At 64.4% G+C, this 15,077-nt stretch carries 13 protein-coding genes; 7 read left to right on the forward strand and 6 right to left on the reverse strand.

From position 1 onward, the window contains the following. Nucleotides 1-273: 273 nt before the first annotated feature. The 7 genes from M1D74_RS05295 to sufU all read left to right on the forward strand — a co-directional run bounded on the left by M1D74_RS05295 (nt 274) and on the right by sufU (nt 9,931). Nucleotides 274-912, forward strand: a complete 639-nt coding sequence (locus M1D74_RS05295) for a 50S ribosomal protein L25/general stress protein Ctc (protein WP_309072750.1) — start codon at nt 274-276, stop codon at nt 910-912. An 11-nt stretch (nt 913-923) separates the two neighbouring features. Beyond that, nucleotides 924-1,511 (forward strand): aminoacyl-tRNA hydrolase, encoded by a 588-nt coding sequence (gene pth / locus M1D74_RS05300; RefSeq protein WP_458116752.1) that lies wholly within the window; start codon nt 924-926, stop codon nt 1,509-1,511. A 329-nt stretch (nt 1,512-1,840) separates the two neighbouring features. Beyond that, nucleotides 1,841-4,495, forward strand: coding sequence for a LuxR C-terminal-related transcriptional regulator (locus tag M1D74_RS05305; protein ID WP_458116753.1), 2,655 nt, complete (start codon nt 1,841-1,843; stop codon nt 4,493-4,495). 7 nt (nt 4,496-4,502) lie between these two features. Further along, entirely contained in the window at nt 4,503-7,199 is a 2,697-nt protein-coding gene (locus M1D74_RS05310) for a LuxR C-terminal-related transcriptional regulator (RefSeq protein WP_458116754.1), read from the forward strand. A 207-nt stretch (nt 7,200-7,406) separates the two neighbouring features. Then, the gene (locus M1D74_RS05315; protein WP_458116755.1) at nt 7,407-8,111 is read left to right on the forward strand and encodes a cation transporter; all 705 of its coding nucleotides are present in this window, start codon (nt 7,407-7,409) and stop codon (nt 8,109-8,111) included. Between the two features lie 60 nt (nt 8,112-8,171). Then, nucleotides 8,172-9,473, forward strand: a complete 1,302-nt coding sequence (locus M1D74_RS05320; RefSeq protein WP_458116756.1) for an aminotransferase class V-fold PLP-dependent enzyme — start codon at nt 8,172-8,174, stop codon at nt 9,471-9,473. Further along, nucleotides 9,470-9,931, forward strand: coding sequence for a Fe-S cluster assembly sulfur transfer protein SufU (gene sufU, locus M1D74_RS05325; protein WP_458116757.1), 462 nt, complete (start codon nt 9,470-9,472; stop codon nt 9,929-9,931). The genes M1D74_RS05320 and sufU overlap by 4 nt, the downstream gene beginning before the upstream one ends. 8 nt (nt 9,932-9,939) lie before the next feature. Here sufU and M1D74_RS05330 read toward each other — a convergent pair whose 3' ends face one another. The 6 genes from M1D74_RS05330 to M1D74_RS05355 all read right to left on the reverse strand — a co-directional run bounded on the left by M1D74_RS05330 (nt 9,940) and on the right by M1D74_RS05355 (nt 15,012). Further along, nucleotides 9,940-10,299 (reverse strand): ArsR/SmtB family transcription factor, encoded by a 360-nt coding sequence (locus tag M1D74_RS05330; RefSeq protein WP_458116758.1) that lies wholly within the window; start codon nt 10,297-10,299, stop codon nt 9,940-9,942. A 54-nt stretch (nt 10,300-10,353) separates the two neighbouring features. Then, nucleotides 10,354-11,586 (reverse strand): MFS transporter, encoded by a 1,233-nt coding sequence (locus tag M1D74_RS05335; RefSeq protein WP_458117144.1) that lies wholly within the window; start codon nt 11,584-11,586, stop codon nt 10,354-10,356. A 55-nt stretch (nt 11,587-11,641) separates the two neighbouring features. Continuing rightward, nucleotides 11,642-12,709 carry a hypothetical protein gene (locus M1D74_RS05340; protein ID WP_458116759.1) on the reverse strand — a complete coding sequence of 356 codons (1,068 nt, stop codon included), beginning with the start codon at nt 12,707-12,709 and terminating at the stop codon, nt 11,642-11,644. Nucleotides 12,710-12,846: 137 nt separating this feature from the next. Beyond that, nucleotides 12,847-14,190 (reverse strand): Na+/H+ antiporter NhaA, encoded by a 1,344-nt coding sequence (gene nhaA, locus M1D74_RS05345; protein ID WP_458116760.1) that lies wholly within the window; start codon nt 14,188-14,190, stop codon nt 12,847-12,849. Between the two features lie 103 nt (nt 14,191-14,293). Then, on the reverse strand, nt 14,294-14,515 hold the full coding sequence (locus M1D74_RS05350) for an SCO4848 family membrane protein (protein ID WP_309072006.1): 222 nt from the start codon (nt 14,513-14,515) through the stop codon (nt 14,294-14,296). Then, nucleotides 14,515-15,012: a DUF2505 domain-containing protein gene (locus M1D74_RS05355; protein ID WP_309072007.1), complete on the reverse strand. Its 498-nt coding sequence runs from the start codon at nt 15,010-15,012 to the stop codon at nt 14,515-14,517. The genes M1D74_RS05350 and M1D74_RS05355 overlap by 1 nt, the downstream gene beginning before the upstream one ends. Between the last annotated feature and the right edge of the window lie 65 nt (nt 15,013-15,077).

Below are 15,077 nucleotides of genomic sequence, written 5' to 3' on the forward strand. Positions count from 1 at the left end.
TAGCCGCCCTAATCCCCGCGGAAGCGCGATGCCAACCCCCGAACCCCAGGGTCCCGCTGGGAGATTGAAACCCGACCAGACGCCGGCATGCTGTAGGATTGACCGTTGATGCCTAGGCGAGGGAACGCTTCGCTCTGATTCCAGAGCTTGTTCCGTTATCGACGGTGGCTGGCGGCTTTCCTGACAACGCGAATGTTCGCGGGTAGGGACGGTGCCGGGCTTCGTTGCAATCGCTCGGTACGTCCAGAAAACCATAAACACTCAGGAGACATCATGTCCGAGCAGAAGCTCGCCGCAGAACTGCGCACCGATTTCGGTAAGGGCGCTGCCCGCCAGGCACGCCGCGCCAACAAGATCCCCGCCGTCATTTACGGCCACGGCGCAGACCCCATCCACGTGCTGCTGCCCGCAAAGGCAACCACGCTGGCAGTCCGCCACGCGAATGCCCTGCTCAGCATCGACGTCGACGGCGAAGCACACCTTGCCCTCGCCAAGGACGTACAGCGCAACCCCCTCAAGCAGATCGTCGAGCACATCGACCTCCTGACCGTCCGCTCCGGCGAGAAGGTGACCGTTGACATCAACATCCACGTCGAGGGCGAGCCTGCAGCCGGCGTTGTGACCAACCTCGAGCAGACCACCGTGTCCGTCGAAGCTGACGCTACCCACCTGCCCGAGTCCCTTACGGTGAACATCGAAGGCCGCAAGGTTGGACAGCACGTCCACGCTTCCGACCTTGAGCTCCCCAAGGGCACCACTCTGCTGACGGATCCCGAGACGCTGATCATCAACGTCACCTCCCCAGTAGTTGCCGACCTCGGCGAGGGCGAGACCACGGTTGACTCCGACGGCGGCGACGCCACCGCTGAGGAAGCAACCGGCGACGTTGCTCCTGAAGTTGTCGAAGACTAAGCATCTCGTCAATGGCTGACAACACCTGGCTCATAGCCGGGCTCGGGAACCCCGGGCCCGGCTATGCCGGTAACCGGCACAACGTGGGCCAAATGGTCCTCGACGTGCTCGGCGCACGGCTGGGTGGCAAGTTCGGCAGCTCCAAAGCACGCGCCGTCGTGCTCGAAGGGCGCCTGGGGATCGGTGGGCCGAAGCTGATCCTGGCGAAACCGCTCACCTATATGAATCTCACGGGCGGACCCGTGTCACAGCTGGCAAAGTTCTACGGGATCGAGCCGGACCACGTGGTGGCGGTGCATGATGAAATCGACATTCCCTTCAACACGATCAAGCTTAAGATCGGTGGGGGAGAAGGCGGCCACAACGGTCTGCGCGACATCAGCAAGGCCCTCGGTACCAAGGACTACGTGCGGGTCCGCGTGGGCGTGGGACGCCCTCCCGGCAGGCAGGAAGCCGCCGATTACGTGCTGCGAGACTTCAGCACCACCGAGAAGAAGGATCTGCCAATCCTGCTCGAGGAAGCGGCCGACGCTGTCGAAAGCGTGGTCCTGAATGGGTTAACAGAAGCCCAACAGAAGTTTCACTCTGCAAGCAAATAGCGGTAAACTGGTCGTGCAGTTCCTGACCGGACTGCCTGGCCTGATGGCCCCAAAAGCGGGGGCCGACGTTGGGCGGCCTCTGAGACTGGGCCACCCCCATCCCAACGTCGGTCCCTTTTTTGTACCTGTTTTTGTACGTCGTTTCCGCGGCGAATAATCCTATTGATTGATTAATCAAAGAAACTTTGGGTGCAACCCTGCCCGGACGGGCGTAGTCTATTGCCCTAACGCACGACGTGTTGGGGCGGACTAATGGGTAATTGCGTGATGTCCGGTGCTGACGAGGAGCTGTCTGTACCGCGAGTAGATAAGTTGCGGCCAAAATGCAGGTGGCTGCGAAGAGCCGGGACGCGGCGATGCTGAACGTCCACGGTGAGTGGCCGCTCGTAGGCCGCGATACGGAACTTGAGGACGTCCGCGACGCTTTGCTCGACAGCACTTGCAGCGGCGTGATCGTCACTGGCCAGTCCGGAGTGGGAAAGACCGCGCTGGCGCAGCGAATCGCGCGCGACCTCGACGACTCCTTCGAACTTGTGTACGTGCGCGGTTCAGCGCTTGCATCGAAAATGCCCTACGGGGCCCTCAGCTTTGTCCTCAGTGATCTCGATGACGCGATCGTGGACAACCCACTGATGCTGCTGCGCGGACTGCAGGAACTGTACCAACGCCGTGAAGACGGCCGGAAAACCCTTATCCTCGCCGACAATCTTGAGGAGCTTGACTCCTCCTCCGCCATGGCTTTGGCCCACCTGGTGCGGGTCGGCGCGGTGAAGCTGATTGCTATCTGCCAGTCCATCGACGCCTCGCCCGAGGAATTCGGCGACCTCTGGAAGGACGGCGCGCTGCGCCGGATCGATATTGGGCCGCTCGGCCTCGCCTCCACCACCAAGCTGCTTTCCGCGGCGCTGGACGCGCCGGTTTCGCGTGCCGCCGCTGCGAGCATGTGGCACACCACCGGAGGCAACCCGCTCTTTCTGCAGGCGCTCACCCGCGAGCAGGTCGATACCGGGGAGATGCAGGAGCGCGACGGCGTCTGGGTGGCCAAGCCTCTCTCCGCGCCGAAGACGCGGCGCTCGATGACGGACTGGATCATGGTGCGCGTGCGCCGCCTGCCGGCGGGGGAGCGCGAGGCGATCGAGATGATTTCGGTAGTGGGGGTCATCCCGCTTGACCTGTTGCTTCGCTTCGTGCCGTCATCGGCTGTTGACGGTTTGCAGCAGAAAAAGATCATCTTCATTGAGCGCAAGGACACTCCGCTGGTGCGGATAGCAAACGGCCTCGTGAGCGAGGTGGTCCGGACCCAGGTGCCGCTCGGGCGGGGACGTGAACTGATGCGGGCACTCGCGCTCGAAGCCCGGGAGTGGGATATCCCGCCGCTTGCCCGCATGACTTTCGCTGCGTGGTGCATCGACACCGGCGCGGACATCGGTGCGGAAAGCCTCATCAACGCTGCCTGCCTCGCCAACCGGCACCGTCAGGGAACGCTGGCTCTACGCTTCATTCATGCGATCCCCAACTACTCGGCATTTCCCCAGGCAGTCATTGAGGAAGCAAAGGCCCTGGGAGTCGAGGGAGAAATTGCTGAGGGTCTCTCGGTCCTCGACCAGTTCCTGAACACGCACGCTGCGCCGGAACTGGAGGACTGGGTTGAAATCCGGTTGCTTCAGTGCCGGTTGCTCATGCGAAGCACCATCCGTTACGCGGAAGCCGATCCTCTCCTGGTCGAGATCCGGGAGCGGCTGGCGGTCAGTGGCGGAACGGAGGTCAACCGGGAACTCGCCCGCGAAGCCGATGAGCTGGCCGCTGAACTCGCCGTCCATAACGGCCGCTACGCTGAGGTGCTCGACGAGTACGGTCACCTGCTCACCGACCATCCCGGGGAGCACGATAACGCGGCAGTGCTCGGGTTGCTGTCCGAAGCCCTCGCCATGACCGGACGCCAGGATGATGCCATCAGACTTGCCTCTTCGGTGCTGTCGCGGCTCGTGGACGATGGCGGCGACACCCTGCTGCAGGAGGCCGCGATGGCGCGGCTCTTCAAGCTCCTGGTCCTTTCCGGCCGCTGGCTTGAATGCATCGAGATGGCCGCCTCGCCGGCGAACCACGGCAAGGAAAGCGCCTATGACGGGTCCGCGTCCGAGTTCGCGGAGGGCTGCTTGCTCGCGTATGCCGGACGCGGAAGCGAAGCTCTGGACAAGCTGCTGCCGGCCCTGAGCCAGTTACGCGTTCGGGAACGGCAGCACATCCTGCCCGTCGCTGAGGCGACCACCGCCTACACCTACGCCCTCGTGGGCGAGGCTCGCGCATCGCAGGAGCATCTACAGCGCGCTCGGCACAGGATGGAGCGGCTCCCCTGGCACACCGGGCGAGCGGCTGTGTATTTCGAAACGCTCGCCACCATCGCCACCAAGGCGCCCCTTGAGGTGGCAGAGCGGATGCTCGAACTGGCAGATGAAGACCGGGCGATGGGCAACCACGGCCATGAATTGCTGTTCCTCTGCCAGGCGGTGCAGCTCGGACTCGATTCCGCGGCTGACCGGCTTGTGTCCTCGGCACTGGCGTCCCAGGGACCATTCGCCGAGGTCAGCGCCCTGTACGGCAAGGGCGTTGGGTCCCGCGACACGAACCAGTTGCTGCTGGCGGCGCAAAAAGCCGCGGAACTCGGCAACTGCCGACTGGCGGCAGACGCGGCCCGCCTGGCTGCTGAACTCGCACAGCAGGGCGGCGATCAGGTGACCGTCACAGAGGCCGAGAAGGTACTGCGCGACGTCGGGGCTCCCGGCGTTGCCGGACGGCGCGGAGCACTCGATTCCCTCACCGACCGCGAACGTAGCATTGCGGTCCTGGTCGCCGAAGGACGCACCAACCGTGATATAGCTCAGGTCATGTGTGTATCCGTACGGACGATTGAGGGGCACGTTTACCGTCTCTACTCGAAACTCGGGGTGTCTTCGCGTAGTCAGCTTGCACTGCTGCTGGAATAGCTAGGCGATGGGGGAATACGGTGATGGCGGCCAGGAACTGGTGGGCCGCGCGGACCTGATTGAAGAGATCGTTGAGGCGCTCAAGGGCTCGCAATATCTCGGTGCCATTCTGGTGGGCGAGGCCGGCGTCGGGAAGACCGCGCTCGCGAGGACCATCGCCAAGGAACTGGACGGCAACGTCTCAGTACTGCCCATCGCGGCCAGCCCCTCGCTGCGGAAAGTACCCTTCGGGGCGCTTTCTCCGTACTTGCACTCGCTGTCCATCAACGACGTCGGCTCCTCCGTTGCCGTGTACCGCAGCATCATGGCGCATCTGGAGGCCAGTTCCAACGGCAGCAAGAAGATGCCGCTGTTCCTGGTGGATGATTCCCATGAACTGGACGACAACACCAGCGTGCTGCTTTCCCAACTTGTTGCGGGCCGTCGTGCACGGCTCCTGGCCTTGGCGCGCACAGCCCCGGGTCCGACGTCCGAATTCGGTTCCCTGCACCAGGACGGACTGCTGCGGCGCTACCACGTTCGACCGCTGAACCAGGACGAGGTGGCTGAGCTCTGCCGCCGCGAACTCGGCGGCGACGTACTGGCCAGCGTCAGCGCCACCCTCGCACAGATGTCCGGCGGGAACCCGATGTTCCTGCTGGCCCTGCTCCGTCAGGGCAAGCGCTCCGGATACCTCGGTGTGCGGAATAAGGTGTGGCGCCTGGTGGGAGCACCGCCGCCTCTGGACGTCAGCCTCGTCGATCTGATCAAGGTGCGCTTCCGCCGTCGTACGGCGGAAGAGATGCTCGTGCTCGAGACGCTGGCGTTGGCCGAGCCGATGCCTATGGACGCCCTGGTCGCGTGCACGGACAGTGCGGCTGTGACGGCGCTTCAGGAGGACGGGCTCATCGCTGTCACCGCCGGCAGGGACCGCCTCGTCAGCCTCAGCCATCCCCTGTACGGCGAAGTGATCCGCCAAGACGTTCCCGCCGGGCGCAGTCTCACCATCCGGCGCCGGGTTCTGGAAGTGCTGGACCAAGAATCGACCACCGCCGAAGGGTTCCTGCGCTTCGTTGCGTGGGGGCTGGACTGCGGGCTGCCGCCGGATGACACGATGCTGCTGCGTGCGGCCGTGGTTGCGAATCGCTTGCACAACGCCGAGTTCGCCCTGCGCGCCGCCCGCGCCGTTCACACGCCGGAGCTTCGAGGAAATGCTCTCGTGGAAATCGCCCGCGCGCAGATCACCCGGGGAAACCTCGCGTACGCCCGGGAAATTGTCGACGAGGTCCTAGACGGGTGCACAAGCTTCACGCTTGCCAAGGAAGCGGCACTGCTGTCCGTGGCCTTGCGGGTCCGTGAACCCAACACGGCCGACGCAATCCGCGCCGACGTCGCGCGGTGGGAACAGATCGCTAACCGAATCGCTGCGTCCTTGGGGGATCCGGAAGACCCCGAGGTGAAGGTTGGCCTTGCCGTCTCCCGCAATGGCTACCTGGTCCTGGAAAGCTTTGCACTGAACTATGAGGGCAAGTTTCGGGAGGCCGAGCCGATTCTGCGGGAGATCCTCGCCGACGAGTACTGCACCGACGAGGTGCGGCTGGCCGGACTCAGCCTGCTCGGAGAGACGCTCGGCTCCACCGGCAGGGCAATCGAAGGCACCAAGGCCACTGCAGAGGCCCTGCAGATCATCGGAAAGTACGGGACCAAGTTCGTAGGGCACACCGAGTTTGTCATCACCCGGCACTTCGTCTCCATGGCCCATGCGGGGCTCTGGGACGAGATCGAGGAGTTGCTGGACTCGCTTGTCCGCGCCAAGAGTAGCGGACCCGCGGCCTTCACCGGCATCACCGAGTTGGCCGAGGGGCTCATAGCCCTCCGCAAGGGGCTCATGACGAGCGCCCGGACCGCGCTGATCCTCGGCGTTGAGGGCCTCCGGGAATCCGACTCGAACCAGTTGATGCCGATGGCTCTCGGGCTGGCCGCCTTCGCGTGCACGATGGTAGGCGACACGAGCCGCGCCCGCGCGTACTCCCAGGAATTTGAGAGCAACGCAAGCCTGGGCACCCGGCAAGCACAGCTTTTGGGCAAGGCCCACGTGATCGCGGCCAACGCACTGTTTCAGGGTGCGGCCCGGAGCATCGAGGAGCTCCACACCCTGGCCAAGCAGGCTGAAGCGGACGGCATGACCGTACTTGCCGCCGTCGCGCTTGAGCTGGCGAGCCGGCTGGGGGATGAGCGCTGCTTCGAACCGCTGGCCCGGCTCACCTCGTCCTTCGAGGGGCCGGAAGGACGCGTACTGTGCACGACGGCGAGGGCCGCCGCTGCCAAAGACCCAACTGCGCTCATCGAAGCCGCCGACCTGGCACAGTCCTGCGGCTACCTGCTGATCGCCGCCGAGAGCCTGGGCAAGGCCATGCGCTACCTGTCCCAACGCGGCGAGGAACAGAAGTCACGTGCCATCCAGCAGCGCCTGAACGTGATTGTGGGGCAGCTCGAGGGCCTGCAGAGTCCCCAGTTCGAGACGGTCCGCTCCACCTCGAAGCTGACCCAGCGCGAACTGGACATTGCCCGGTTGGCGGGAAAGGGCTACTCCAACCGGGAGATTGCAGAGGCGCAGGGCGTGTCCGTCCGCACCGTGGAGGGCCATCTCTACCGCATCTTCGCGAAGCTCGGCATTACACGCCGCGACGAGCTGCCGGGGGCCGATGGATCGAGTATCGGCTGAGTACTCGGACGGCTGGAAAGGGTAGAAAAACGGGTATCTACTACTCGTGTTCGAAGTAGGTAGCTTTCCTAGAGTTATCAGTGGAGCCGGCGACGTCGAAGCCTTCCCCAGACTAAGGCTCGTCCCCAGCCGTCGTCGGCTCCTTCACGCCTTGCGCGAGTTCGTTCCGGACGGTGTGCCCCCCGGAACGAGGGATATCGTTGAGAGGTGACGATTTCCCGTGACCTTCCTGCTTCTCCGCTTGCCGACCGGCGGGCGGTGTTGTCCCGGCGCATCCGGTTCTTCGTCGCGGCCACCATCACGTACAACGTGATCGAAGCGGTGGTGGCGATCAGCGCAGGGTCAGTGGCGTCGTCGAGCGCGTTGATTGCCTTCGGCCTTGACTCCATCATCGAGGTGACCTCCGCAGCCGCCGTCGCGTGGCAGTTCTCAGCCCCGGATCCTGAGCGGCGCGAGAAGACCGCGCTCCGGTTTATTGCCTTCTCATTCTTCGGCCTTGCCCTGTTCGTCGGCACCGACGCTATCCGCACGCTGGTGTCCGGTGCGCAACCCGACCACTCAACCGTCGGAATCGTGCTCGCAGCGGTGAGCTTGGCCGTCATGCCGCTTCTGTCCTACCTCCAGCGGAGGGCCGGACGCGAACTTGGTTCGAAGTCGGCCGTCGCTGACTCTCGGCAGACCCTGATCTGTTCCTACCTTTCCGGGGTGCTGCTGGTGGGGCTCCTGCTCAACAGCCTGTTCGGATGGGCCTGGGCCGATCCCATTGCAGCGCTGGTCATCGCAGGCTGGGCCGTCAAGGAAGGCCGGGAGGCGTGGAAGGGCGACGCATGCTGCGTCAACCCTCTCGGCCGGGCCGAACCGGACAAGGCGGAGACGGCCGCCGGGAACGGTTGCTCCTGCTGCTCAGCCTGACCCTTCGGCCGTGCCCCGGCAGTAGAATGGAGAGCGCACATTCGCCTTCGAGGGAGTTCCATGCCCATCCTGTCAGCTCCGTCACATCCCCTCTCCGATGATGAAGTGAGCCGCATCCGCAACGACTTCCCGCTGCTCTCCACCGAGCTGAACGGCCGGCCGCTGGTCTACCTCGACTCGGGGGCGACCTCGCAGAATCCCGTCAGCGTCATGGAAGCCGAGCAGGAGTACTACGAGCAGCGCAACGCCGCCGTACACCGCGGCGCACACTCGCTCGCGGTCGAAGCGACCGACGCCTACGAGAACGCGCGCACCCTCGTCGCATCCTTCATCGGTGCCTCTCCGGAGGAGATCGTGTTCACCTCCAACGCCACCGAGGCCCTGAACCTTGTGGCCTACAGCCTCTCGAACGCGTCCCTGGGGCTCGGCGGCGAGGCCGCACGGCCCTACGCTCTCGGGCCGGGGGATTCGATCGTGGTCACCGAGATGGAGCACCACGCGAACCTCATCCCCTGGCAGGAACTCGCCGCCCGCACCGGCGCAACCCTGCGCTTCATCCCCGTGGACGACGACGGCGCTCTCCGCCTTGAGGAGGCCGCCTCGGTGATCGACGACAGCACCCGCCTGCTCGCGTTCACCCATGCGTCCAACGTGCTCGGCACCATCAACCCGGTGGCCGAACTGGTCTCCCTGGCGCGTCAGGTTGGGGCGCTCACCGTCCTTGACGCGTGCCAGTCAGTGCCGCACCTGCCGGTCAAGGTGGCAGAACTCGACGTCGACTTCGTGGCCTTCTCCGGGCACAAGATGCTCGGACCCACGGGGATCGGCGCGCTGTACGGGCGGTCGAAGCACCTGCACGCCATGCCGCCGTTCCTGACCGGCGGATCGATGATCACCACCGTCACCCTGGAACGCGCGGAGTATCTTCCGCCGCCGGCCCGGTTCGAGGCAGGCACCCAGCGGATCTCGCAGGCCGTTGCCCTCGGCTCTGCCGTGAACTACCTGGCCGAGACCGGCATGGACCGCATCGAGGAGTGGGAGCGGATCCTGGGGGAGCGTCTGGTCTCCGGCCTCGAAGCGATCGAGGGCATCCGCGTCCTTGGCCCTCGTGCCGGGCAGCCGCGCATCGGCCTTGCCGCGTTCGACGTCGAAGGCGTTCACGCGCACGACGTCGGCCAGTACCTGGACTCCCGCGGCATCGCCGTGCGCGTGGGCCACCACTGTGCCCAGCCGCTGCACCGCCGCCTCGGCCTGACCGCCTCCACCCGGGCCAGCACCTACCTCTACAACACCACCGACGAGGTGGACGCGTTCCTCGCCGCCGTGGCCGAAGTCCGCTCGTTCTTCGGAGCCTCAGCATGAGCAGCGAACTAGAAAGCCTGTACCAGCAGATCATCCTGGACCACGCGAAAAGGCGGGTGGGGCAGGGGCCGACCGATCCGGCGTCGGGTCCGTCCGCATCAGCAACCGGCGAATCGCACCAGCTCAACCCCATCTGCGGCGACGAGGTAACTCTGCGGGTGTGGCTCGAGGACTCACGGATCGAGCGCGTGGCGTGGAGCGGTGCGGGCTGTGCAATTTCGATGGCATCGGCGTCGGTCCTCACCGAGCTGGTGAGCGGCAGCCCGCGCGACGAGATGATGGAGCAGCTTGACCGCTTCCGGGAACTGATGCGCTCCAGGGGAACCGTGGAGCCCGATGAGGAAGTGCTCGGTGACGCGGCTGCGTTCGCCGGCGTCTCCCGCTTCCCGGCGCGCGTCAAATGCGCGATGCTCGCGTGGGTCGCTTTGGAGGAAGCGGTTCTCGCAGCGAACCGGTAGGAACAACGTTATTCGTGCGGGGGTTCTCCGGTGACCTTGTGGTCCGCGTGGTTCATGCCTTCGCGGACCAGGCGAGCCAGGTGCCCGCCGCTGATGCTGTAGATGACGTTTCGGCCTTCTTTACGCGTGGTGACCAGGCCCGAGAACCGGAGCTTGGCCAGATGCTGGCTCACGGATGTCCGGGAGGCGCCGGTGCGTTTGGTCAGGGTGCCGACGTCGGACGGTGACTGGGTGAGCAGCCACAGCAGGTGGAGCCGGGTTGGATCTGCCAGCATGCTGAAGGTGGCAGCACCGGTGTGAAGCCTGGAGGAGTCGGGTTCACGGTCATGATGGAGGCTCGGTGCGGGCCCCACGGGAACTTCCCTCATGACGTCTTCCCCCTTGCTCCATAGGCTTCATGTGCTTCATCGACTTCAATGCCTTCATTCTGACCGGCTGCTCACCGCTGCTTCCCTGATGAAGGCCTGTCGCGGCCATAACCGGTACGCCGCCAATGTGCTCAGTGTAGCGAGGAGGGCAAGGGTCAGGGCTGCTATCGGCTGTCCGGCTGCGGCGCCGACCCATCCCGCGACCGGGTATCCCACGATGAAGCAGGCGTGGGACAACGAGAACTGGGCGGTGAAGAGGTAGGAGCGAGTGTCGTCGGTCGCAGCCCTGCGCAGCAGCCGCGCCGAGGGCGTGTTGATCATCGAGGTGCCCGCACCGAGAAGAACCCAGACAGCCAGGAGGACGATCCAGGACGGTCGCAAAGCTGCGACGGCGGCGGCCAGCGCTATCCCGAGCGTGACCAGTGCAGCGCCGGCGAGCATCAGGTCCCGGTCGCTGACACGGTCCAGGATCGCCGGAGTGGTGAGTGACACCACCATGGAGCCGGCACCGTAACAGGCCAGGGCGACAGCGACCCCGACGTTCGATCCGCCGAACAGGTCCCGCACGTAGACCACGGTGTTGACCAGCACCAGGGCGGTACCGCAGGCGACAACCAGGTTCAGCGCCATCAGCCCGCGCAGGGATGGTTCGCCGAGGAAGATTTGGGTGCCCAGCGTGGTGCGGCGCAGCAGGGAACCCGCTGACTTCGACGGAGCGACGAGGGGAAGCTGGGTGTTCATGACCATCAGGGCGGAGACCACAAACCCGGCCATGGTGCCCACGAATAGGTTGTTGTAGGACAGTACCGTCAGGAGCGCCGCGGCCAGGACGGGACTGAGGAGGGACTCGAGATCGTAGGCGAGCCGGGACAGCGACAGTGCCCGGGTGTAATCCTTCTCCTTCGGCAGGACCACCGGGATCAACGCCTGAAACGCCGGTGTGAAGGTAGCCGAGGCTGCCTGCAGAACAAACACAAGCATGTAGATCTGCCACACCTGGTCAATTAAGGGCAGCATGACGGCGATGGCGGCGCGCACCAGGTCGGCTACCACCAGCACGGCCTTGCGGGGGAGCCGTTCCACTAGGGCTGCCATTACGGGGGCGACGAACACGTACGCGAACATCTTGATGGTGAGCGCAGCGCCAAGCACGGCACCGGCTTGTCCACCCGCGAGGTCGAACGCCAGCAGGCCCAGCGCGACCGTGAGGAGGCCTGTTCCGAGGAGCGCCACGACCTGTGCGGTGAACAACCTCCGATAGGCGCCGACGCGCAGGACTTCAATCACATGAGCGATACTATCCATATGTGCACAGTTGAGCACATATCTCTCCAAAAGAGACCTAATCTGACACTCTGGCGAAACCCATCGGCGGGACACCATGCCAGCGGTAGAGCTCCAGCCGTGCGGACTCCTGCCTGCGGCCGCTTGAGTAGTCGTAGAAGTTGCGGGCCACGTAGAAGTAGCCGTTGGCTAGAGGTTCGAAACCGACGTCAGCTTTGAACTCCCACCCATGTATGCCGGTGTCCTCGGACAGGATGCCTTCCTGCAACAGCGGGAGGACCAGCCCTTTCTCCTCCCTGGGCTGTCCCTCCAGCAGCTCTACTTCCGGCTGGGCCGTCCCATCCACGATGTACAAGTTGTGGCTTGGATACCCGGGTTTACTGCCCCTGTACACGCCCAGGAACCAGAGCCTGCTCGACCGGTCGTAGGACAGATTCTGCACACCGTACCGGGTGTTGCCGGTATGGACGAAGTACTTGCCGTCCACGTCCTCGGGGCCTGAACGGTGTGGGTTCACCTGGGTGAGGGCTCTTTCGTACTCGCCCCACCGAGACACGTCATACTGCAGGATGACCTGGTAGTTGTTGTCATCCCGGTTGTTGTTCTCGTAGATGCCGTACGCAACCATCAGCTGCTGCGGGCCTTCCGCGTTTCCGAACTCCGGTCCGAAGGAAATCCCGTCAATGCCGCTACACCCATAGCGGTGGTCTGCGGTATCCGCGGTATCGCCGTCGAAGATGCCGTCGCTGTCCATGTCGGCGGTGTAGTCGGCGACGACCTCCCTGAGGTGTACGGCGGTCACAACACCCGAGGTCTCGGCATCCATCCCGATCCGGACCAGGTTGTCGACGTCGAAGATGGCGACGTAGAAGGCCTCGTCGGCCTTGTATTCCAGCGATCCGTAGACTCGGCCGTCCATCTCGTTGAAATCAACATCGCCGAGGTGTCCGGTGAAGCCTTCGACTGTGCCGAGGACGTTGCCGTGAAAATCCGTCTTCACGAGCATCCGGGTGAACGAGGAGTAGACGTAACCGTTCTTCTCGTCGACGGCGATCCCTTGAATGTGCCCGGTGTCCCAGGACCCGGAACTGATCTCTGTCGGATAAAGCTCGGTCGTGAGCGCCATGAGCGGGGTCTCCCTGGTTGCCTCAGGAGATCGCTCGACCTCCCGTCCCACGGTCCCGAACGTGCGTGAACACCGGGCAACCCGAAACAGGAGCACAGACGAACACCCCGGGTAATTCCGGGGTGTTCACGCAGTCGTTAGCGGCGGTTCTCATCCTCGAAGAGGTCGGGGATGCCGTCGTTGTCGGCGTCGACCTTTTCGGCTTCCTCAATCCTGCGGTACCGCTTGTTGCGGCTGCGCAGGAGCACCGTGGCCAGCAGGGCGGCCAGGAGGGACGCCACGAGGATCGCGACCTTGGCATGATCGTTGTGCTCCGAGCCCTGCCCGAAACTCAGGTCATTGACTAGGAGCGACACGGTGAATCCGACACCGGCCAGGAGTCCGACGCCGAGAAGATCCACCCAGCGTAGATCAGGATCGAGGGTTGCCTTGGTGGTTTTGGTGATCACGAAGGTGGTCAGCAGAATACCGATGGGCTTGCCGAGGACAAGGCCCACCACAATGCCGACGGTGACCGGATCGGTGAACGCCGAAACGAGCCCCTCCAGGCCGCCGATCGCCACACCGGCTGAGAAGAACGCGAAGATCGGCACTGCGATACCTGCGGACAGCGGACGGAAGCGGTGTTCGAAGGTCTCGGCGAGGCCGGGCTTGTTCAGCGTCGGCTCTACCGGCTTACCGTCCTTGCCCTTGCGGAGCACCGGAACCATGAAGCCGAGCAGCACGCCGGCAACTGTCGCGTGGACGCCGGATGCGTGCATCAGGGCCCACGTGACGATGCCGATCGGCAAGAGGATGACCCACGCCGCCGGGGTTTTCTGGCCGAAGAACCTGGGGTTCTTCTGCGCGAGGAAGGCGAAGAGCGCCAGCGGAATCAGCGTCAGCAGCAGGAACGTGAATTCCACTTCTTCGGTGTAGAAGAACGCGATGATCGCGATCGCGATGAGGTCATCCACTACGGCGAGGGTGAGCAGGAAGATCCGCAGTGCGCTGGGCAGGTGGGAACTGATGACCGCCAGCACGGCGACCGCAAAGGCAATGTCCGTGGCCGTGGGGATCGCCCAGCCCCGGAGGGTTTCCGGAGAGTTGAGGTTAATCAGTACGTAGAACAGGGCCGGGACAATGACGCCGCCTGCTGCCGCGGCCACTGGGACGATGGCACGGGCCGGACTGTTCAGGTCGCCGGCGACGAACTCCCGCTTGAGTTCGAGGCCGACCAGGAAGAAGAAAATCGCGAGCAGGCCATCTGCTGCCCAGTGCCCGACCGAGAGTTTGAGGTGCCAGGGCTCGTATCCGAACTCGAAGTCACGCAGCGCGAAGTAGCTGTCCGAGAAGGGGGAGTTGGCCCAGATGAGCGCGAGGCCCGCGGCGATGATCAGGAGTATTCCGCCGACGGTCTCCTTGCGGAGTATCTCGCCGATCCGCAGGTATTCGGGGTAGCTGGACCGTCCAAGGACGTTCCTGGGCTGGTGACTCGACACGTAGGCCTCCTTAAGCGGACAGGACGAAACACTGCCGACCAGACTTCCCGGCACACCGGCTACCTACCCTAACAGGCGGCGTTGCCGGTGCGCCGGAATGTGGCTAGGCCACGAGGGTGCGGATGCCGATCACCAGGGTTGCTGCACCGAGAATCATCGACGTGCTCACCAGCATGAAGTGCACCTTCAGGAAGCGGGTGGCTGCACCGTTCTCATCACGCGAGCGGGGGTCCTTGAAGACGCGGCGCAGGAAGGGCGGCCACACGATGAGCGTCCAGATCCCGGCAACGATCAGAACGATGGACAGCGGTGTGGGCAGGTCCATCAGCGGTTCTCCAGCCAGTTCTTCGCCTGGGTTGCCTGCAGGTTCAGGGCCTTGCCGATCATCGGCTCAGCTGCGTCGGCAATCTTGGCACCCATGAACGGGATGGAAGAACTGACGTTGCCCTCGACGTCCACACGGGTGGAGGTGCCTTCGGCAATCAGGCGCTGGACGGCGTCGGCCGAGACCGGGACGCCCGCGATAGTGATGGACAGTTTGGCCTCTCGGGAACCGTCGGCCAGGGGAGCGGTCCAGTTCTCGGTCTGCGTCACCGTGAGGCTTTCGCCGACGAACTTCCGCGCGAAATCAGGCAGCCGGGTGGTGGGCAGGGTGCGCACCGCGGTGAGCGTGAAGGCGGCGGAGGTGTCGCCGTCGACCGTGAGGGACTTCAGTTCGCCTCCCACGTGCTCACTGGTGTGCTTGAGGAACGCTTCGTCGGTGAAAACACTGGTCACCGTTGCGACGTCGTAGGGCAGGGTGGTCGAGGCGCTGAGTGCCACAAATCCTCCGGGGTTTGAGAGTTTTGATCCTCGTCCATCCTAGGCGAGCCTGAGGACTCAGCCAC

Source organism: Arthrobacter sp. D2-10 (genome assembly GCF_054161285.1).